This window comes from Streptomyces sirii, assembly GCF_045690365.1.
GTDB classification, from domain to species: Bacteria; Actinomycetota; Actinomycetes; order Streptomycetales; family Streptomycetaceae; genus Streptomyces; species Streptomyces sirii.
The window spans coordinates 384,200-403,556 of sequence record NZ_CP147982.1; the positions used below are offsets into that span (position 1 = coordinate 384,200).

Below are 19,357 nucleotides of genomic sequence, written 5' to 3' on the forward strand. Positions count from 1 at the left end.
CATCTGTATGAGCCGTGCATACCGGGGGCGAGAGCTGGTTCTGGGAATCCAGGGCCTGGCCCTGCTGCGCCACGCCATCGACGGGGACGAGAAGTTCCTGCGGGATCGCCTGGACGACATCCGCCGATTCGCCGCCGCCGAGGAACGCCCGTCGGACCACGGCCCGGTCGCCCGTGAACTGGACGCCGCCAAGGGCTACGCCGCCTGGTCCGCGATCTACGACTCCCTCCCCAACTCGTTCATCGAGGTGGAGGAGCTGGTGGTCCACGCTCTCCTGGACCCGCTTCCTCCAGGCACCGCGCTGGACGCCGCCTGCGGCACCGGCCGGCAGACCCAGGCACTCACCTCGCGTGGCCACCGCACCATCGGGGTGGACCAGTCGCCGCAGATGCTCGACAAAGCCCGGAGCAACGCACCCAGTGCCGAGTACCGCGTCGGGCGGCTGGAGAGCCTCCCTCTCGACGACGACTCGGTCGACCTCGCCGTCTGCTCCCTGGCGTTGACGCATCTTTCGGACCCGTGCACGGGTATCGCCGAACTCGCCCGGGTGGTACGGCCGGGCGGGCGGATCATCCTCTCCGACCTGCATCCCTTCGTCGTCTCCCTCCAGGGGCAGTGCCTGTTCGCCGAGGGTCCCGGCCGCCTGGCGTTCGTCCGCAACCACGTCCATCTGCCCGGGCGCTATCTGGCGGCATTCCGGCAGGCGGGCCTGACCGTGAATGACTGTCACGAGCCCCTCTTCAACGGGCGGCTCGCACCGGGCGGTTACGAGGAGTCCGTCGCCGACGCGGCCCGTGCCGCCTGGGACGGCCTGCCGCTGGTCATCGTCTGGGACCTGACCCTTCCTGCCTGAGCCCGCCCGCACAGAGAGGAGTCCGGCCCGATGACCCCGGTGGTGGTACGTCACTCGGAGCGACCGGAACTGTGGGACCGCGCCCCCGAACAGTTCGCCGGGGTCGTACCGGAGTACAACCTGCACGGAGACATCAACGGCGACTACTGGCGCCGCCTCTTCCAGGACTTCCCCACCTACCAGTTCGTCCTGTACGACGACGCACACGACGAGATCCTCGGCCAGGGCCGGTCCCTCCCCCGTAGCTGGGACGGCACCGCCCAGGGGCTGGGTTCCGGGCTGGACGACTCCATCGCGCGCGCCTTCGCGGACCATGACGCCGGCCGGTCCCCGGACGCCCTGTGCGCCCTGGGGATCGAGGTCGCTGCGGCCCACCAGGGCAAGGGGCTGTCGAGGGTGCTGCTGGACCAGATGGCGGCGACCGCGCGCGACGCCGGGCTCGGCACGGTCCTCGTTCCGGTCCGCCCCACCTGGAAGGATCGCTATCCGCTCGCCCCGATCGAACGCTACGCCGCCTGGACCCGCGACGACGGCTCCCCCTTCGACCCCTGGATCCGCGCGCAGGTGCAGGCCGGCGGTAACGTCGCCGCTGCCTCGGAGCGGTCGTCGCTGATCACCGGCACGGTCGGCGAGTGGGAGAGCTGGACGGGCATGGACTTTCCCGACGACGGCGAGTACGTCTTCCCGGGCGGACTGGCGCCCCTGAGCATCGACCGTACGCGCGACCGCGGCACGTACTGGGAGCCGGCCGTGTGGATCACGCACCGGACCGGCGGTTCCGCAGCCGGTCCAGAACGTTCCGGGTGATCCGGTCGACGGCGGGATCGAGGCCCAGACCCACCACCCTCGGCCAGTCGGTCGTCGCCGCCGTGAACACCGTGCCACCCGCGGTGTGGACACCCATGGTGGCAGCGCGCGGGCTGGTGATCCGTTCCTCACGTGGCTCATAGCCCCAGTGCCCCGACCGGAGAGCGTGGGGCTCGCGGTTCGGCGGGTGGAGGAGGGCGATGCCCAGGATGAGGAAAGACTCCGGAGTGCCGTCCATGCCGTGTGCGTGCGCGACGCCGTGCTCGTCATAGGTGAACGCGGCGCCGTCGCATTCGTACCCGATCAGTGGCACTCCGGACGCGAACACGTCGGGAGTGCCGCCGCCGGTGCCGTCCGCCAGCCCCGTGCCCTCGTACACCCAATGGTCGGCGTGCTGAACGCTGAACCCCGGGCAGGGACGGTCGCCGGGCCAGTCGCCCGGCCACACGCCGCCGTTGCGGAAGCTGACCCCGGTCAGGCTGTTCTCCGGCACTCCGACGCCACCGGGCGCGGGCCGCCACCACAGGTCCGCGGCGGTCGGAGGAGGACCGGCACCCTCCGCCTCGTGGTCGGTGTCCGAGACGAACGCGGTGCCGCCGTCGGTGAGATGGACCCGCCACCAGCAGGTATTGGCACTGAAGAAGGCCACATTGCCACCGCTTCGGACAAAGCTCTCGACGTGCGTACGCATGGCCTGCGACCAGTACTCGTCGTGCCCCACGCTGAGCAGCAGGTCGTAGTCGTGGAGCAGCTCGGGATCCTCATGGAGGTCGAGATCGCCGCAGTACTCGACGTCGTACCCGTTGCGTTCCAGCCAGCCGATGAACGGCGCGTCCCAGTAGCCGAGGTCGTTGATGCCGCCGGGCCGGCGCATGCTGACCTTGTGTCCCTTGGGGGTGCCGGTGCCGGCCACCGCGTTGGCGTAGACCGGATTCTCGTAGAGGTTGCACGCCCTCTCCAGCCCGGAGCGGTCCGAGCGGTTGTAGGCGTGGCGGGTGAACGTCGACTTCTTGTAGAGGATCCGGGAGAGAGAGCCGGCGGACGACGGCCTGACGATGAAGAACTCTCGCTCGAAACCACTGGGGTGCCTGAGACGGCGCGGCGGATCCGATGGCCGACCCGAGGTATCTCCTTCGACGAAGCGGGCGATATGGATACCCGGTCGCCAGTCGCGAGGGACGGGAAATACGTACTCCGGCCAGTTCCAGTCGTCGGCCGGAGAGGCGTGGGCGGAGCGGCCGTCGGGGTGGGGCGGAGGAGGCGTGTGCACGCCGGTACGCCAGTCCGAACTTCCCAGGAACTCCAGTTCCTCGCCCAGCCGGTAGAAGTCGACCCGGAAGAACGGGGCGTCCGTCGACACATGCAGCCGGAGCATGCTGCCGACCTCGACGGTCTCCCGGCCTGTATAGCCCTCAATCATCCGCGCCTGCCCGATCTTGCACGATCATGGCTTCCGGCCCGGCGGCGAGCCGCTCGGCGTACAGGGCCTCGTTCGACCGCCGATCGGGGGTGACCGTGGCCGGCACAGGATGTTCGAAGTGCAGGCAACGCCAGGAGCGGTCGGCCTGCCAGCCGCGGAGCACCGAGGTGCGCGCGGCCACCTTCACCAGCAGGTCGTCGTCCTCGCTGCCCCAGCCCGCGTACCGCGGGCAGTAACCGCCGACCTCGGTGAAGGTCCGTTGCTGGAGCAACAGGCCTCCCCAGTGATAGGGGGCCCGCCACTGGAGACTGCGCGGCGCGTGGGCATCCCGTTGGGCGGCGGGTGGCAGGACCCTGGGGGTCTCGTGCCGGACGGCGCCGCGGCTGGGGCGCTTCCAGATGAGTTCCTCGCCCTCGTAGGCGTGCAGCGCACCGCCCGGCGACGCCGTGACGAAGCAGAAGAGCCCTGGTCCGGTGGTTGTACAGTCCACTGCCCGCTCCGCGGCCGGTCCGGCCGCGGAGCTCGGTATCCGGTGCATCCACGGCTGAGCGAGCGCCCGTCCCTCAGCCATGACGAGAGCCCGGGCCAGATAGTCGCGGCCCAAGGGGGCGACGTCCGCGTCGGTCAGGTACAGCAGCGGTGAACGGGCCTGTGCGGCACCGGCGTTGCGGAGCAGTCCCGGCGCTCTGGCCTCGGCGGGGGCCCGCACGACCCGGACCCGGCGGTCGGCGTCCAGGTCCTCCGCCACGTTCACCGGGATGTCACCGGCGGTCGCCACCACCACCTCGCACGGCACGTCCTGGGCCAGCCAGGCCGTTGTCACGGTCAGCAGGCTGTCTCGTGCCCGGTGTTCCCCGTACAGCGGAATGACCACACTCACGTCGGGCATTGCTCGGTCTCCGTTCCGCATCCGTCCGGCACGATCGAGGAGACGACGCTGGAGCTGTCTTTACCCTCGCGAACAACTGGTCAAAAGACACACCTGAGTCTGGCTCATTCCCTGCCCGTCGCTCTGTCCGATCGAGAGGGACTCTGCGAGCATCCGTGCCGTGCCTCGGCCGTGACCGCGCGGAAGGATGGCGACAGATGACCGATGTCCGCATCAGCTCGGCCGTCATGACCCATCCGCGCAGACTGCCGCGTGCCCGTGAACTCGCCGCCCTGCTGGGCCTGGACGCGGTGGTGGTCGACCCCGACCCCGACGGGCCACCCTCGGCATTGCGCACGGCACTGGCCGCCTGGGCGGCGGCGGCCCCCGGAGCGACGCACCATCTGGTGCTCCAGGACGATGTGGCGGCTCCGGCCTTCCTGCGCGACCTGGTCCGACGCTCCGTGCGGCGCCACCCGGCCGACGCCCTCGCCTTCTACGCCGCTTGGAACACCCGGAACGGATCAGCCGTACGGCTCGCCGCCCTGGTGGGTGCCGGCTGGGTCCGCGGCGTCCCCGAGGAGTTCACCCCCACCCAGGCCGTCTGCCTGCCCGCCGCCATGGCCGAGGATTTCCGCCGGTACGCCCGCGGCAGCACGGACCGGCACGACGACGAGGTGCTGTCGGCGTATCTGCGGCTCACCGGCCGGATGAGCCTGATCGCCGTGCCCAATCCCGTGGAGCACATCGATACGGACAGCATCGCCGGCTTCGACTGGCACGGACTGCGCCGCTCGGCATGCCCGCTACAGGAGCCAGGTATCGCGGTGGCGCTGGAGACGGGCTGGGTGCTGGAGCACCCCGGCGGCTTGCCGTACATGCGCCAGGGAGAGGGCCACGCCCGGGTGGAGGGGCCGGACGGTGTCATCGGCACACGCGGCCACGCTCGCTGGCTGACGGCCCTGCCCTACCTGGGCTGTTCCGAGGAACAGGTGCACCGGCTGGTGCACGAACGCCGGCCGGCCGATGTCGCCGCCGCGGTGGGCCGGGCGTTCGGCCACCGCTTCGCCGACGAGCTGTGGATCCACGGCCTGCTGCTCGGTCGGCAGGCGGCCCGGCTGACTCGCTGCTCGCCGGTGCAGCGACTGCGGCGCCCCATGGCGGACCGGTTGGACCGGCGGGTCCGGGCCGCCGCGGTGGCCACGCTGGGGGTCTCCAGCCTGCTGCCCGAGGCCCGCCAGTCGGTCCGCCCCGACCAGGCCGCGTTGCTGGAGACCTATGTCCGAAGCGGCCTCCGGTGCGGCCGCGCATGGCCCGACGAGGCGTCACCTACGGCGCCCAGGCTGGGAGGCGAAGCGCACGATGCCTGATGTGAGTGTGATCATCCCGCTCTACGGCGATCACCACGGCCGTCGGTTCCTGCCGGCGGTCACCGCGGCCTGGCTGGCCCAGGACGTGCCGTGCGAGGTGGTGGTGGCGACCGCCGGTGACATCCCGGTGAGCGTGGCGGAGGACCTGGACGCCGACCGCCGGGTCCGGGTCGTGCAGGCCCCCGCCGAGGCCAGAGCGCCGGGACTGCTCCGCAACGCCGGTGCCGCACAGGCCCGTTCACCGCTGCTGTACCTCTCCGATGCCGATCTGGCGCCTCTCGGGCGCGACTATCTGACCCGGGCCCTCGGTCTGGCCGCGGGGCGGGTGCTCGGACAACCGTGGATGCACCGGCTGCTCGGCGGGCCGCAGGTGCTGGCCGGGCAGCCGGCGGTGGACCAGCAGGTCGACCCGGCGATGGCCACGGTGATGGCCGGGAAGAGGCCGTTCTGCTTCGTACGGTCCGGACCCGACGGCCGCCTGAGCCCGTACCCGGACGAGCGGCTCCACTGGCAGCCGCCCGGTGACAGCGCACTGGGGATCGTCACCCCGGTGATCTGGCCGCCCGCCGCGGCCATTGATCCGGAGCTCAGCGAGCGCCACCAGTGGCGGACCCCGTTCCACTGGGGCAGCCTGCTGCTGGCGCGCACGCTCTTCCAGCAGGTGGGCGGCTACTGCGACGCGTACTACGGCTGGGGCGCGGAGGACGACGACCTGCTGGTGAAGGTGTCCTCCCTCACCCCGACCGTCCGAGCGTGGCAGCTCGACCGGTCCCTGAGCTGCCTGCACTTCGAGCACCCGGCCCGGTACTTCGGAACGCCGGAGCAGTCGGCGAACCACGCCCTGCACAGCGCACGGCTCGCGGCGGGACCCACCGCGATGATCGCGCAGGACCGCGCGGCCGCCGACGGCGGTCCGGGGTCCCTCAGTCCGGGTGAGCCATCATCCGCCTGACGGTCCCGGCCGCGGCGGCTTGCCGCACTGCCTCATCGGGCGGCCACGAACAGCTCAGTTGGAACAGGGCGTAGTAGGCGACCGCATGCCGCCACCAGGACCGGTCGGAGATCCGCAGCGCACGCTCGGCGAGCCGGCCGACGGTATCCGGGGCGGGCAGCCACCCACCGAGCCGGTGCAGACGCTCGAAGTGGAAGGCGAGCGAGACGAGATCGACGGCGCGGTCACCGGCCGTGAGCTGGTCCATGTCGACGATTCCGGTCAGCCGGTCCTCGTCCACGAGAATGTTGGGGAAGCCGAGATCGAAGTGCACCAGGTCGTGGCGGGGTTCGGGCGGTGACACCGCCCGAACCCACGCGCCCAGTTCGGTGCAGAGCTCGGCGATCTCCTCTCCGCTGTGCCGCGCGGCCCGCCACCAGCCCAGGCTGTCGTGGTGGACCACGCCGGTCAGCAGGGCCGCGCCGTCCGAGCCGGTGGCCGGAGCCGTCCCGGCTACGGCCCCGGCCTGGATCTCGACGGCGGTCAACACCTCCTCCAGCAGGGACGAGTTCAGTCCGTGCCAGGCGGGTTCCCCGGGCAGCTGCTCCTGGACGACCGCATATCCTTCCCCGGCTGCCCCTGGGGGGTGCCCCCTCGGCACAGGGCCGTGTGCGATCGTCCGCGCGGTGGGGTAGCCGCGGCGGCGCAGTGTCTCCGCGTAGTCCAGCGCACGAGGCAGCGGGCCGTCGTCCGCGCCGTACCACTTGAGCAAAACCGGCTGCGCGTCTGTGGTCGTCGCGAAGAAGGTCCGGCCCTGGCCGTCGGCTGTGGCCGAGAAGCCCGTCAGGCGCAGGCCGAGCGCATCGCCGATGCGCTCGGCCTGAGAGGGTGTGATCAACGGCTTCCCCTGGTCAGGACCTGCTCACCACATACGGTGGCATGATCAGTTGGTCGATGTCCTGCGACGCGGTCAGCAGCCCGACGGCCTGATCGGGATTCAACACCATGGGCTCACCCTTGGTGTTGAGCGAGGTGTTGATCACCGCGGGCAGCCCCGAGTCCTCACCCACCGCCGCGAGCAGCGCACCGAAGCCGCTGTCGCCGTCCGGCACATACTGCCCTCGGGTGGTGCGGTCCACATGGACGCCGGCGACCGCCTGCGGAGCCTCGGCCTCGCCGACCCGGTGCATGCACAGCATGTAGTCGCTGAGGCCGCTTACCGGCGGCTCCATGCCGAGGCTGCGGAAACCGTCCGCCGTCAGCGAGAGCGCGGCCGGGCGCCATGCCTCCCGGCCCTTGACCCGGTTCAAGCGGTCCAGGGCCGACCTCTCCCTGGGCGAAGCCAGCAGGCTGCGTGCGCCCAGCGCCCGCGGCCCGAACTCGTTGCGGCCGTCGAACCAGGCCACGACCTCGCCACGGCTCAGGGACTCCGCCGTGTGCTTACGCAGCTGCTCCGGGTCCAGCGCGCGGGCCGTGACACCCTGTCGGGCCAGCGAGTCCTCGATCATCCGGGTGGAGACCGGCGGCCCGAAGAAGATCGGCGGTGGTTCCTCGGCGGACAGCGGCCCGGGTGCCTTGCCGAGCAGCGCCTCGGCGAGCAGCGCCGCGCCGAACACCGTCCCGCCGTCGTTGGGTGCGACGGTGCCGGAGACCCGGGCGTATCCGCTCTCCAGGGCGATCCGCCGGTTCATATGGGCGTTGAGTGCGACGCCCCCTGAGAGCAGCAGGGTGTCCTCGCCGGAGAGCCGGCGCAGCCGCTGGGTGATCGCCAACCCCAGCTCTTCCACGGTGACCTGCACATCGGCAGCGAAGGGGGCGTAGTCGAAGGCGTTCGCCGACGACGGCGTGAACGGGAAGACGCTGGTCTCATAGGTTTCCAGCCACTGGCTGCCCAGCCGGTCCCAGTCCCGTGCGGTGGCCAGTGAGCCGCGCAGCCTCCGGTCGAGCCGGAAGGAAGCGTCCTGGGCGTCGAACGTCATGAACCGCAGGTCGCTCGTCCGCCCGTACGAGCTGAGCCCCATCAGCTTGCCCGCGCCCCACCAGCCGAGCCGGGCATAGGCCGAGGCGGCGCCGTACATCATCCCTAACGACCAGCACTTGTCGTAGCGCTCCAGCAGGCGGAACCGGCCGTTGTCGACGTGGAAGAGGGAGGTCGAGCCGTCGCCTCCCCACCCGTCGGCGACCAGGACGTCCGCCGTCGGGTACGGGTTGAGGTAGTACGCCTGCGCCGCGTGGCACAGGTGGTGGTCGAAGAAGATGATGTCCTGTGTGCCGAGCTCATCGGCCAGCGTCGGCAGGATGGTGGCCGTCAGCCGATCACTGACGTGCACCCCGCAGGGGATGTCGGTCTCCGGCATCAGCGCGCCGTCGGGGGCGTCCGCCCACGCGTAGCCGATGGCCTCGACCTCGGACGGGTGCACTCCGTGCGCGTCGAGCAGGGCCCGTACCGCGTCCTCCGGCCCCTCGCCCTGGGCATGGCGGCGCCGGCTGATGCGCTCCTGCTCCAGCGCACCGACCACCTTGCCGTCGATCACGAGACAGGCTGCCGCATCGTGGCACAGCCGGACGTCGGGCCGCCCTATCAGGCCGAGAACGATCATGGCACCTCCAAGAAAGCCGTGGGAATGGCGAACGGGGCGGAACGGAGCGGACAGCTGCTGTGGCTGGTCACCGTGCAGGGGCGGATCCCCGTGACGGGTCATCCGGCCGTGGCCGAACTCCCGGAAGGCCGGCGCAAGTCCCTTGCTGTGTATGCGCCGACGGAGCTCGCCGTCCCGGAGTGGTCGCTGCCCGCAGTTCGTACTGCCTTCCGGACGGACGTGGTCACACAGGCTCCTTGATCGTCGGATGGTTCCGAGCGCCTCTGCCAGCCCCTCGCTGGGGGCGATGTCTTCACATCACTGGCAGTAGTGGAGTGGTACCGAGATGTTGTCTCCCACGGGTGGTGCAGGGCGAAACATGGCTTCCTGACGGCCGGTGCAGCGGCCGCGTCATTCAGTCACCAGCGAGCAATCGATCGACCGTGACGAGTTCATAGCCATCCTGGACCAGCGCTTCGATGACGCGGGGCAGCGCCGCCACGGTCTGCGAACGGTCCCCTGCTCCGTCGTGCATGAGGATCACCGAGCCGCTGGTGACTCCGACGATCGCGTTGTCCACGATGGCCGGAACGCCGGGCGCCGCCCAGTCGCCCGAATCCCGGTCCCAGAGCACCGTGGTCATTCCTTGGTCCGCGAGCCAGCCCAGGGACTCAGGGGTTCTCGCCCCGTAGGGCGGTCGGGCAAGGCGCGGAGTGGCTCCGGTCGCGGCCGCGATCGACCTGTTCGTCCATTCCAGTTGGCGAAGCATCTCGTCTCGTGCCAGGTCGGGCACATAGGGGTGTGACCAGGTGTGGTTGCCGACGGAGTGCCCGGCTTCCGTGATCCGCGCAACCGACGCGGGGTCGGCATGCGCATGCAGCCCGACACAAAAGAACGTCGCGGGCACGCCGTAGTCCCGCAAGATGTCGAGAACGCGGTCCGTGTACGGCTGGGTGGGTCCGTCGTCGAAGGTCACGGCGACCCTGCGAGCGGTGCCGGGGCCACGTGTCACCAACCGACCTCGACCGGCGAGCGCGGCTTCGGTCGAAGAACTTGCCGCGATGGCCCTGCGCAGTTCGCCTTCGCGGCCTGTGAGCGCACCGGCCCTGTCATCGGTCTCGGTCAAGGATCCACGCTCCACCGCCCCGCAGCGTGCCAGTTCCGGGGCAGGAACGAAGCCGTCGTCCGGGCGCGGCGGAACATTCCATGGGTCGGCCCGCAGGACACACAGGCCGACGTTGCGCAGCGGCCCGTCGAGGAGCCCGTTCGTGCTGTCGACCACGACCGCGACATCGGCGCCACACGTTTCGGCAAGGTACTGAACGATTCCCTGCACATCATTGGCCCGGAACTCCGCCGGGGGCACCTGGCGCCCACCGTCATGCACGCAGGCCAGTTCGTAGCCCTCGGCATTCCAGGTGATTCCGGCTGACCACATGGGGCCCACCTCTCATGGGCCTATTTTATGCAATCTCAAAGGACGGTTCGAGGGCGGATATGCGTCTACCGGTGAGGCTGGGGCAGGGTTGCTGGTCGCGTGGCACGGGATGAGGCCGGTGGCCCCTTTGAAGACGGCGGGGATGCGGGGGTAGTCCGGGTGCTCGGGCAGGTCGGGGCGAGGCCGACTGGGCCGGAGGCGGCCGTTACCACCTGCTCCGGAGTGGGGGCGACGGCGGCCAGGATGGTGATCGCCTCGTGTATGGAGCGGTTGGCTCGCCATGGCGGCCCGGCGCGGGGACCTCGATGCGGCCGGCCGCAGGCCGAACCGACCAACGTGGTCTGGTCGGTCGGTTCGGTGCCAGGTCGGGTCCTCAGTCCCGGTGCTCGTCGGCCCGGGCCTTCAGCAGTCGGTTCAGCTCGATCCCGGCCTCGTCGTACCCGGCGTCGAAGATCCGTTGCAGTTCGCGCGCATCGCCGTTGGCGGCCGCGCGTCGAGTCAGCAGGAATCCGGCGCGAAGGGATCCCTCGTCCAACAGCTCGCTCAGCTCGCCGAGGTCGCCGGCTGCGTCGGCGAGGTCGGCCAGCCGGTCCAAAGCGGTCTCGTTGCCCGCATCTGCCAGCTCGCGCAAGATGTCCCGATCAGTGTCCGTGTTCACCATGGCGCCATGGTGCAACCCTGCCCCAGGGGAAAGGTCAAGTGCGACGATGGCCGGGTGATCACCATCGGGCAGCTGGCCAGGTACGTCGGAGTGTCGATCAAGACCATTCGCGTCTATCACAACAAGGGGCTGCTCCCCGAGCCCGACCGCGATGCGTCCGGCTACCGGCGCTACGGCGCGAACGACGCCATCGAGCTGATCAAGATCCGGACGCTTGCGGAAGCCGGCGTCCCCCTGGCCCGTATCCGGGACCTGAGATCTACGACCGCCGAGGAGTTCCAGCAGGCACTGCGTGAGATCGACGACGAGCTCACCGGCCGCATCCGTGGCCTGCAGGCGACGCAAGGGCGCCTGCGTCAGCTCGCCACCGGGCACCTGGCGCCACTGCCCGCCGAGGTCGGGGCCCATTTGGAGCACCTGGCCGGCTGGGGATTCACCCCGCGATGGGTGGACCTGCAACGCGACTTGTGGATCCTCGTGTTCGCCACGTACCCGGACCACGCGCTCACACTGTTCCAGGACCAGGCCGTGTCCTTGGCCGACCCCGCGCTGCGGCAGCTCTTCCTCGACTACGACCACGCGCACGACCTCGACGCCGACGATCCCCGCATCGACGGCCTCGCCCACCGGATCGCAGAGGCGACCCGAGCACGCTACGGGCCCGAGGACCCGCCCGAGCTGGATGCAGCCTCCGAGATCCCCGCCCTCATCCAGGGCACGGTCAACGCCTCGTCCCCGGCATGGCAGCGACTCGACATCCTCATTCGTGCCCAACTGGACGCGTGACTCGACGTTTCGGGCACACGGGCGCCCCGGACCGTGCGCAGAGATCGGTCAGCACGCGGCGGGAACTATGCGGCCGCGCGGGGCCCGTGGCCGGGCAAGTAGATGTCCGGTCAGTTGCCGCAGGAGAAGCCGCTGTTCACGACCGCTCAGTCTCCACTTCCGCCCCCGCATAAGAGATCCGACAAGAACCGGCCGCTATCAGGCAGGCATCGCGCTCCCGCAACCGGCCCAGCCGAACCTCCTGGCAGTGGTGGCCGACCTCGGCGACGCCGTGGCCGTCGGCCCGCTGCTGGCCGAACTGGGCCAGGCCGTTCACACGCTCACCGCGGGGACCGATCCACGACTGCTGGGCCTGCCGCCGGGCGATCTCACCGTGACGATCGGGGTGGGCCCACGGCTGGTGCGCATGGCCGATCCCTCCCTGCCCGGCGCGGCCGACCTCCCCCGGTTCTCCCGCGAGCGGATCGCTCCGCAGGCACGTGGCGGGGACCTGTTGATCCAGATCTGCGCCAGCGACCCCTTGCTCTTACCGGTCGTCGCCGCCGCGCTCCTGGAACAAGCCGGTCACCGGATACGTGAACGCTGGCGGCAGTCCGGACGCCGCGGTCCGGACATCTCCGTGGGCAAGGGCATCTCCCACATTCACCAACACCCTTACTCATATGGATGATTCCGACGCGCTGCTGCGATTCACCACCACCGCCGCCAGCGCAACATTCCTCATCCTCCCCGGCTTCGACCAGCAGCACCCTCTCGGCGCCAAGACGTTCCACTGAACAGGTCGACGACCGCGCGGCGGCCGTCGGTGATCGAGTGCCGGCACCCAGCCGCGTTCACCGATCAGCGGCCAGCACTGCCGCGAGGCCCTCTCGTAGATCCTTGACGAAATACTCGGGAACCTCCAGCGACGGGAAGTGTCCCCCGACTTCGGGCGACCTCCATCGGACGATCCTTCGGTACCGCTCCTGTGCCCAGGCGCGTGGACACTTCTCGATGTCGCGGGGATACATGGTGATGGCTGACGGGATGTCGACCCGAAGGCCAGGGTCCAGCGAGTTGTGGCTTTCGTAGTAAATGCGGGCCGACGATGCGCCGGTCCGCGTCAGCCAATACAGGGTGACGTCGTCAAGAATTCTGTCTCTGGAGATCGTCTCGAACGGGCTGTCTTCGGTGTCCGACCACTCGGCGAACTTGTCAAGGATCCAGGCAAGAAGCCCGACAGGTGAGTCGACGAGCGAGTAGCCGATGGTCTGCGGTCGGGTCGCCTGCTGCTTCGCGTACGCCGCGCGGTGGCGCCAGAAATTATGGGTTTCCTCGGTCCACTTGCGCTCGACCGCCGTCAGCCCGTCCGTTGTCAACCCGGGCGGTCCCTCCGCGAACGTTGTGTGGATGCCGAGAACGTGCGCCGGGAACCTGCCGCCGAGAACCGTGGTGATATTGCCACCCCAGTCGCCGCCGTGGGCTGCGAACTTGCTGTAGCCGAGCCTTCCCATCAGTTCCACCCATGCGGCCGCGATCTTTTCGGTTCCCCACCCGGTGGTGGCCGGCTTGTCGCTGTAACCAAAGCCCGGCAGCGACGGGACCACGACATGGAACGCCGGCGCGTCTGCGTCTTTCGGATCTGCCAGCTCGTCCACTACATCGATGAACTCGGCAATGCTGCCCGGCCAGCCGTGCGTCAAGATCAGAGGAGTGGCATCTGCGCGCGCGGATCGGCGGTGCAGGAAGTGGATTCCCAGATCATCAATGGTCGTGCGGAACTGGCCGATCTGGTTGAGGCGCTCTTCGAACGACCGCCAGTTGTACCCGGTGCGCCAGTAGTTCACGACATCGACGAGGTCGGCGAGAGGAACGCCCTGTTCCCATCGGCGAGGGTCGGGCGCGGCGCGATGGACCGTCTCGGCCTCCGGTAGTCGCGCCGCGGCCAGTCGCGCGCGCAGATCGTCGAGGTCGGCGTCGGTTGCGTGGGCTTCAAAGGCTTGCACGTCGCTGGTTGGACGGGGCATGAGACCTCCTGGCCGTCGTGGAACCGGCCGCGAACTACTGCGAACCGGCTAAGACGGTTCTACCGTGCCTGCATGCCGGCATGCAACCGGCTAAGGTGGTTCCATGCGTACTGGGTTCCCTGACTTCCGCCTCGGCAGCGTGCTGGCGACCAGCTTCACGGGGACTCTGTCTGAGCGTCACGGCAACGCCGTGGAGCGCATTCCCACGCCACACCGACTCATCGACTGGCTGGCGGTGAACGGCCTCGCCGTGGACTCCTGCACCACTGCCCAGCTCGGCCTCGCTCGGGAACTGAGGGAGTCGATTCACGCCGCCGCGACAGCGGCCGCGATCCAGGACGCTCTCCCTGCGTCTGCTGTCCAAGTCATCAATGACCGCAGCGCTCAAGGTCGGGCCGCAGCGATCCTGACGCCCGAGGGTCAGCGGCGGTGGCAGCTCAGCTCGACTTCCTGCGTGGAAGATGCCCTCGGCGTGATCGCCGCCGACGCGATCAGCATCATCGCGGGCGAACGAGACGGAAAATTGGCCTTGTGCGCATCACCAACCTGCCAAGCCGCCTTCTTCGACACCAGCCAAAGCCGCACCCGCAAATGGTGCGACATGAACACGTGCGGGAATCGTCAGAAGAAAGCGCGCTTCAACGCCAACCAGCGCAAAAACCCCAGATCAGCGGAGTGATCGTTACCTCGGTACATCCAAGTGGGCCCCACGCCTGCGACACATCTGTCGCGTTGGGTGCACCCCAACGGCACCACTAAGAGCCATCCGTCGCCTTCGAACAACGTCCTCAATCAGTACGTCTACGTCTACTGATCGGCGACGTTCATCGGCTCTTCGCAGTCGGCGACTCCACCATTGGCGAGCGCACACACGCCGATCCGGAGCTTGCGAGTCTCGCCTCCAGCTTCCGGGCTGCTCAGCGACCGTGCCTGCAGGCGCTCCGGGCTGAGGACGAGAGCTGCCTACTCCACCGCATACAGCAGCCTGTACTCAGCACCATCCGCCCTGAAGCGCAGACTGCGCTCACCAGGCGTATCCGTAATCCACTGCTCCCCGAGCTTGCCATCCCTACCCGAGGCGCCGGCCTCGCCGAGAGATACAGCAATCGTCCCCGTGAAGTCGCAGTCGTACTTCACGGTGTACATCCGATCTCCCAGCACCGTTCCATTCCACACAGTGCCGCGATCCTGGACCACAAGCCTCGGCTCATCGAAGCCGCTCCAGCCCTCAGTCGTGACGCACTTGAGCTTCTCCAGATACAGCTTGGCCATACCGTCCCCTGTGAAGGATCCTTCTCGACACTTCACATCCTGCCGAGCCTCGATAAACGATCACTAAATGATCCGGCACGACATTCGTCGCACAAGCGATGTACCACACGAAGCAGGCGAGAGTGGTGGGTTGCGCGCCCGCGGAGCGCCCTGGGCCCAGGGCACGGTGACGACGGAGTCGATTTCCGCCTCTGGGAGTGAGGCGCCGATCGCGATCCGTCGACCTTGGTCATCGTCCAGTGCAGGCGCGAGCGACGGAGGATCGGCATGGTCGTCGTCAAGGCCTTGGCCGCAGATGTGCAGTGGAACGGGGACTCCTCAACGGCGTCCACGCCCGGGGACCGTCCAGACCCTCGGCAGGGGTCAGGACGGTGACCTAGAGGCCATTCCATGGCAGGCGCGGAGCATGGCGGAGCCGCTCGAGGCGCGCTCCCACAGCACGTTGTTGAAGCTCTTCTCGTCGCCGGAACGGTAGGCGTTGAGGGCTCTGGTGGCGCCGGCCAGGTCCTTCTGCAGCTCCGATTCGACTGCCGGTGCCGTCGCCTTGGCGATGTTCGCCTTTTCCAGGTCCTGTATCTCGCGGAGCAGGTCCTCGATCGGTGCCTGGCCGTTGCCGTAGCGGTTGGACGTGACAATCCTGTCCCACTTCTCCATGATCTTGGACAGATTCTCGCAACCGGCCTCGGTGGTGATGCCGCCGCTGCCGCCAGATGAGGATCCCGGCTCGTCACCCCCTCCGGCCAGGTCCGGGGCTGAGGAGCTCGGTGGGGTGCGGCTCGCGCCGGTGTCGGGGGCGTCGCCGTTGCCGCTTGCCGTGATGGCGACGATGCCCCCGATGACGGCCGCGACGGCGACAGCGGCGCCCGCGATGGCGAGCGCGCGAGGGCGGCGCGGGCTCGGCTCCGGCGGTGGAGGGAGAGGGAGGGTGGGTGCCGCTGGGGGGACGGGGCGAGTAGGTGCTTCAGAGGCCTCCAGGGAAATCGGTGCCACCTGGAGCTCCTGGGACTCCTGGGGCTCCTCAGACCCCCCGGGATCCGCCGGCTCCCCCCGCTCCGCGGCTTCTCCGGGGCGCTCCCGAGGCGACGGGGCCCCGTCGATCACGGCCTGGGCCTGCGCGACGGTTGGCCGGTTGGCGGGGTTCTTGTCCAGCAGCCGTGTGATCAACGGCTCCAGGCGGCCCGCGCGTTGAGGGGCGGGCGCCTGTCCCAGTACCACGGCGGTCAGGGTCTCCGTGGGGGTGTCGCGGTGGAACGGGGACACCCCCTCCAGCGCCTGGTACAGCGTCACCCCCAGGGAGTACAGGTCTCCCGCGCCACCGGAGTCCACGCCGTCGAACCGCTCCGGTGCCATGTATTCCAGCGAGCCGATCAGCCCTCCGGTCGTGGTGACGGCCGTATCGCCCTTGTGGACGGCGATGCCGAAGTCGGCGAGCAGGGCCCGGCCGTCGAGGGCGAGCATCACATTGGTGGGCTTCACATCCCTGTGGACGATTCCCGCCTTGTGTGCGGCTCCGAGGCCTTCCAGTAGTTCGCCGGCGATCCGCGCGACGTCCGCCACCGGCATCGGCCCGTTCTCAGCGAGCCTGTCGGCCAGGTTGGCGCCTTCGACGAGTTCCATCACGATCCACGGCGCCCCCTCCTCGATGACCACGTCGTGGACGGCGACGACATGGGGGTGGGAGCGCAGCTTGGCGGCGTTGCGGGCCTCCCGCTCCGCACGTACCAGTCGTTGCGCGTGCTCCGTCTCGGATGCCGCCGGGGGGAGCCAGACCTCTTTGACGGCGACGTCGACGTCGAGGGTCTGATCGTGCGCTCTCCAGACACGGCCGAACCCTCCGCCGCCCAGGGCCTCCTCCAGGCGGTAGCGTCCGCCGACCAAGCGGCCCGGTCGTGTCTGCTCGGCCACTGCTCCCCCTATTTGTGTGTGATGTGCTTCAACTGCTCGTGCTCATATGCGAATTGGCCCTACGGGGGATCGCCGGACGGGGAAGCCGCCGACCGGCCGAACGCGGCCGGGGCCGCGAACGACGCCGCACCTGCGCCAGCCGGAGACGAACCGGCGAGGGCGATCAGCCCGACGAGCACGACCAGAAGACCGACCGCACGTCTGCGCCGGTGGCTCGCCCTGCCGGTATTGGCCACACCCCGTTTACCCATGCCCGTCATAAGCCCCCCGGATGACGTATGACAAGCACCGGAACGCGTCCCTGCTTACCTGGCGAAGAAAGCCGATCGGGACGAACCTGCGGAAAAGCACCAAGCCCTACAATCGTCCATAGTGGAACGTCCACTGTGGAACGTCAAGGGGGTTCGATGGGTGACGTGAATCCGACAGCTGCCGCGCTGCTGGGCCTCCTTCACGGTGGCGAGGCGACCGGCTACCAGCTCTGGGATGCGGCGCGGCTGTTCATCGGCGACTTCTGGACCGTGACGCGAAGTCAGGCGTACCGGGAGCTGGCCAGACTCGCGGAGCGCGGCATGGTGCAGGCCCAGCCCACCCGGGCGAGATCGGCCCGCCCGTACCGTCTCACCGATTGCGGACGCGCGGCCTTCGCCGAATGGCTCGCCGTCCCCCCGGGCCCGGAGAACATCCGCTATCCCCTGCTGCTGGCTCTGTCCTTCGGTCGGTTCCTGGACGACGACCGGCTGCTGGAGTACATCGCCGCGCACCGGTCGGACCATGCGGAACGGCTGCGCCGGTACCAGGAGTTCGACGCCGATCCCATGTTCGACAAGTACCAGCGCAGTACGCTGCGGTTCGGCATGCACTACGAGAGAGCGGTGCTCGCTTGGATGGACGAACTTCCCGACATCCTCCGCGCCTCCGATGACGACTGAACCGCCCGGGTTGACCAGGTCTCCCTCCGGCCCACCGTTCATTCACAGCGACGGCACCCTGCAACGGTCCACGCCGCGGGACTGGGCGTTGTAGGCATTTTCTGCGGCGTCCAGGCGTCACAGGGCCAGCGGCCTTGGCACAGAGGTTGGCCGCAGGAAATCACTGATCGACAACCTGGACGTGTGAGGTCACCCAGCGACCGACACCAAGCGCTACCGAGCCTGCTGGTGTCGTGTTCGCCGAAGACGCTCGGCTTCTTCCAGACGCCCGCGACAAGGCGCCTGACCTGGGCTTCGCCCGTCAGGCTCCGTTCGCGATGCCAGCGCCCTAAGGACGGACTAAGGCAACGCACAGAGTCGTGAGCACCATGACGGACATGGGAAATCGCCCCACGATCCCTCAGGAAGGAGGTGCTCAGGCAATGGACGGTCCGGCCGATGCCACGACGGCTCCGAAGCCCGGCTCCACCGGTCCCAGGGACGTCATCTGGGACCTCACCTATGCGTGCCCGCTGCGCTGCACCCACTGCTACTCGGAGTCGGGCCGGCGCCCCGCCCAGCAGCCGGGTCACGAGGAGTTGCTGCGGATCGCGGATGCCATCATCGCGCTGCGGCCCGGTGTGGTCTCCCTGGCCGGTGGCGAGCCCCTCCTGGTGCCCGGGATCGCCGAGATCGCGGCGCGGCTGACCAACGCCGGTGTCCAGGTGGTGCTGTACACCGGCGGATGGCGACTGACGCCCGGCATGCTGGACGATCTCGCGGACGTGTGCCACCGCGTCGTCGTGAGCCTGGACGGCGCCACCGCGGAGGTGCACGACCGGATCCGTGGCAGGGTGGGGTCCTTCGAGCGGGCGCTCGACGCGCTCGCCCTCCTCGACCGGACCTCGCGTGCCCGCCGTGAACAAGGCGTGCGCCCCGTCCAGTTCGGTGTGGACTGCGTGGTGGTCCGCAGCAACTTCGACCGGCTCGAAGAGTTCTGCACCCGGATCGCGCCACGCTTTCCCGAGATGCGGATCCTGTCGTTCGGCGCGGTGATCCCGGCCGGACTCGCGAGTCGGAGCGGCTTCGCGGACCATGAGCTGCTCTCCGACGCACAGATGGCCCGACTCTCCGGCGAGCCGCTCCACCAGCGGCTCACCGCGCTGGCCCCGTCGTCCGTGCTCGTCCTGGTCACCGACAATCTGCATCTGCAGATGCACCCGGACCAGATCGCTCGGGGCCTCGACTTCCAGGCCATCCAGGTGGAGCCCGACGGCGCGGTGCGGGCCATGCCGGTCTACGAAGGCACCGTCGGCAATCTCCTCACGGACCCCGCGGACGTGCTCTGGCAGCGCGCGGTCTCCCGGTGGAGCGACCCGTTCGTGGTCCGGACGCTCACCCCGGTACGGACCGTGCGCGACTGGGCCGAGGCCGCCCGGCAGATCGACTACCGCTTCGGCTCGGACGCGGTCCGTGCCCGTATCGACCGGCGGCCCGCCTTCGTACCCCGCGATCTCCCGTCCCCGGCTCCTGGAAACCGAGGTCAGTGA

18 protein-coding genes are annotated in these 19,357 nt (G+C 69.2%); 9 read left to right on the forward strand and 9 right to left on the reverse strand.

Translation table 11 applies throughout. The features are described 5' to 3' along the window. Positions 1-7: 7 nt before the first annotated feature. On the forward strand, positions 8-853 hold the full coding sequence (locus tag WAB15_RS01815; protein ID WP_407285026.1) for a class I SAM-dependent methyltransferase: 846 nt from the start codon (positions 8-10) through the stop codon (positions 851-853). A 30-nt stretch (positions 854-883) separates the two neighbouring features. Beyond that, on the forward strand, positions 884-1,660 hold the full coding sequence (locus tag WAB15_RS01820) for an N-acetyltransferase (protein ID WP_407285027.1): 777 nt from the start codon (positions 884-886) through the stop codon (positions 1,658-1,660). Here the strand turns inward: WAB15_RS01820 and WAB15_RS01825 are convergent. Further along, a complete protein-coding gene (locus WAB15_RS01825; protein WP_407285028.1) occupies positions 1,611-3,080 on the reverse strand; it encodes a N,N-dimethylformamidase beta subunit family domain-containing protein in 1,470 nt (489 codons plus the stop codon). The genes WAB15_RS01820 and WAB15_RS01825 overlap by 50 nt on opposite strands. Beyond that, positions 3,073-3,969, reverse strand: coding sequence for a galactosyltransferase-related protein (locus tag WAB15_RS01830; protein ID WP_407285029.1), 897 nt, complete (start codon positions 3,967-3,969; stop codon positions 3,073-3,075). The genes WAB15_RS01825 and WAB15_RS01830 overlap by 8 nt, the downstream gene beginning before the upstream one ends. A gap of 197 nt (positions 3,970-4,166) precedes the next feature. Between WAB15_RS01830 and WAB15_RS01835 the strand changes: the two genes are divergently transcribed. Beyond that, on the forward strand, positions 4,167-5,318 hold the full coding sequence (locus WAB15_RS01835; protein WP_407285030.1) for a hypothetical protein: 1,152 nt from the start codon (positions 4,167-4,169) through the stop codon (positions 5,316-5,318). A gap of 1 nt (position 5,319) precedes the next feature. Next, the gene (locus WAB15_RS01840) at positions 5,320-6,270 is read left to right on the forward strand and encodes a galactosyltransferase-related protein (RefSeq protein ID WP_407285031.1); all 951 of its coding nucleotides are present in this window, start codon (positions 5,320-5,322) and stop codon (positions 6,268-6,270) included. Here the strand turns inward: WAB15_RS01840 and WAB15_RS01845 are convergent. From WAB15_RS01845 to WAB15_RS01860, 4 genes are all read right to left on the reverse strand, one after another. After that, complete coding sequence (locus WAB15_RS01845; RefSeq protein ID WP_407285032.1) at positions 6,242-7,147, reverse strand: phosphotransferase family protein; 906 nt, start codon at positions 7,145-7,147, stop codon at positions 6,242-6,244. The two genes, WAB15_RS01840 and WAB15_RS01845, sit on opposite strands and share 29 nt — an antisense overlap. A 13-nt stretch (positions 7,148-7,160) precedes the next feature. Beyond that, positions 7,161-8,849: a carbamoyltransferase C-terminal domain-containing protein gene (locus WAB15_RS01850; protein ID WP_399150344.1), complete on the reverse strand. Its 1,689-nt coding sequence runs from the start codon at positions 8,847-8,849 to the stop codon at positions 7,161-7,163. Positions 8,850-9,243: 394 nt separating this feature from the next. Continuing rightward, positions 9,244-10,266 carry a polysaccharide deacetylase family protein gene (locus WAB15_RS01855; RefSeq protein ID WP_407285033.1) on the reverse strand — a complete coding sequence of 341 codons (1,023 nt, stop codon included), beginning with the start codon at positions 10,264-10,266 and terminating at the stop codon, positions 9,244-9,246. Between the two features lie 373 nt (positions 10,267-10,639). Next, entirely contained in the window at positions 10,640-10,927 is a 288-nt protein-coding gene (locus WAB15_RS01860) for a hypothetical protein (RefSeq protein ID WP_407285034.1), read from the reverse strand. Between the two features lie 6 nt (positions 10,928-10,933). Here WAB15_RS01860 and WAB15_RS01865 point away from each other — a divergent pair, with 6 nt between their 5' ends. Both WAB15_RS01865 and WAB15_RS01870 read left to right on the forward strand, forming a co-directional pair. Beyond that, on the forward strand, positions 10,934-11,713 hold the full coding sequence (locus tag WAB15_RS01865; RefSeq protein ID WP_407285035.1) for a MerR family transcriptional regulator: 780 nt from the start codon (positions 10,934-10,936) through the stop codon (positions 11,711-11,713). Between the two features lie 247 nt (positions 11,714-11,960). Further along, positions 11,961-12,383 (forward strand): Dyp-type peroxidase domain-containing protein, encoded by a 423-nt coding sequence (locus WAB15_RS01870; RefSeq protein WP_407285036.1) that lies wholly within the window; start codon positions 11,961-11,963, stop codon positions 12,381-12,383. A gap of 163 nt (positions 12,384-12,546) precedes the next feature. On the opposite strand, the gene WAB15_RS01875 is transcribed toward WAB15_RS01870, so the two are convergent. Beyond that, positions 12,547-13,719, reverse strand: a complete 1,173-nt coding sequence (locus WAB15_RS01875; protein ID WP_407285037.1) for an epoxide hydrolase family protein — start codon at positions 13,717-13,719, stop codon at positions 12,547-12,549. Positions 13,720-13,822: 103 nt separating this feature from the next. On the opposite strand from WAB15_RS01875, the gene WAB15_RS01880 reads away from it, so the two are divergent. Next, positions 13,823-14,398, forward strand: a complete 576-nt coding sequence (locus tag WAB15_RS01880) for a CGNR zinc finger domain-containing protein (RefSeq protein WP_407285038.1) — start codon at positions 13,823-13,825, stop codon at positions 14,396-14,398. 284 nt (positions 14,399-14,682) lie between these two features. Here the strand turns inward: WAB15_RS01880 and WAB15_RS01885 are convergent, their stop codons facing one another. Then, positions 14,683-14,991 carry a hypothetical protein gene (locus WAB15_RS01885; protein WP_399147944.1) on the reverse strand — a complete coding sequence of 103 codons (309 nt, stop codon included), beginning with the start codon at positions 14,989-14,991 and terminating at the stop codon, positions 14,683-14,685. A gap of 363 nt (positions 14,992-15,354) precedes the next feature. Continuing rightward, complete coding sequence (locus WAB15_RS01890) at positions 15,355-16,896, reverse strand: serine/threonine-protein kinase (protein WP_407285039.1); 1,542 nt, start codon at positions 16,894-16,896, stop codon at positions 15,355-15,357. A gap of 407 nt (positions 16,897-17,303) precedes the next feature. On the opposite strand from WAB15_RS01890, the gene WAB15_RS01895 reads away from it, so the two are divergent. Together WAB15_RS01895 and WAB15_RS01900 are read left to right on the forward strand one after the other, a co-directional pair. Beyond that, the gene (locus WAB15_RS01895; protein ID WP_399147946.1) at positions 17,304-17,828 is read left to right on the forward strand and encodes a PadR family transcriptional regulator; all 525 of its coding nucleotides are present in this window, start codon (positions 17,304-17,306) and stop codon (positions 17,826-17,828) included. Between the two features lie 422 nt (positions 17,829-18,250). Then, the gene (locus tag WAB15_RS01900; protein ID WP_407285040.1) at positions 18,251-19,357 is read left to right on the forward strand and encodes a radical SAM protein; all 1,107 of its coding nucleotides are present in this window, start codon (positions 18,251-18,253) and stop codon (positions 19,355-19,357) included.

What these genes read in the sequence shown, in the direction of transcription:
- WAB15_RS01850 (WP_399150344.1), bottom strand. Translation starts at nt 8,849, where the DNA reads ATGATCGTTCTCGGCCTGATAGGGCGGCCCGACGTCCGGCTGTGCCAC.
- WAB15_RS01860 (WP_407285034.1), bottom strand. Translation starts at nt 10,927, where the DNA reads ATGGTGAACACGGACACTGATCGGGACATCTTGCGCGAGCTGGCAGAT.
- WAB15_RS01835 (WP_407285030.1), top strand. Translation starts at nt 4,167, where the DNA reads ATGACCGATGTCCGCATCAGCTCGGCCGTCATGACCCATCCGCGCAGA.
- WAB15_RS01895 (WP_399147946.1), top strand. Translation starts at nt 17,304, where the DNA reads ATGGGTGACGTGAATCCGACAGCTGCCGCGCTGCTGGGCCTCCTTCAC.
- WAB15_RS01855 (WP_407285033.1), bottom strand. Translation starts at nt 10,266, where the DNA reads ATGTGGTCAGCCGGAATCACCTGGAATGCCGAGGGCTACGAACTGGCC.
- WAB15_RS01830 (WP_407285029.1), bottom strand. Translation starts at nt 3,969, where the DNA reads ATGCCCGACGTGAGTGTGGTCATTCCGCTGTACGGGGAACACCGGGCA.
- WAB15_RS01900 (WP_407285040.1), top strand. Translation starts at nt 18,251, where the DNA reads ATGGACGGTCCGGCCGATGCCACGACGGCTCCGAAGCCCGGCTCCACC.
- WAB15_RS01880 (WP_407285038.1), top strand. Translation starts at nt 13,823, where the DNA reads ATGCGTACTGGGTTCCCTGACTTCCGCCTCGGCAGCGTGCTGGCGACC.
- WAB15_RS01815 (WP_407285026.1), top strand. Translation starts at nt 8, where the DNA reads ATGAGCCGTGCATACCGGGGGCGAGAGCTGGTTCTGGGAATCCAGGGC.
- WAB15_RS01825 (WP_407285028.1), bottom strand. Translation starts at nt 3,080, where the DNA reads ATGATTGAGGGCTATACAGGCCGGGAGACCGTCGAGGTCGGCAGCATG.
- WAB15_RS01885 (WP_399147944.1), bottom strand. Translation starts at nt 14,991, where the DNA reads ATGGCCAAGCTGTATCTGGAGAAGCTCAAGTGCGTCACGACTGAGGGC.
- WAB15_RS01865 (WP_407285035.1), top strand. Translation starts at nt 10,934, where the DNA reads ATGGTGCAACCCTGCCCCAGGGGAAAGGTCAAGTGCGACGATGGCCGG.
- WAB15_RS01875 (WP_407285037.1), bottom strand. Translation starts at nt 13,719, where the DNA reads ATGCCCCGTCCAACCAGCGACGTGCAAGCCTTTGAAGCCCACGCAACC.
- WAB15_RS01820 (WP_407285027.1), top strand. Translation starts at nt 884, where the DNA reads ATGACCCCGGTGGTGGTACGTCACTCGGAGCGACCGGAACTGTGGGAC.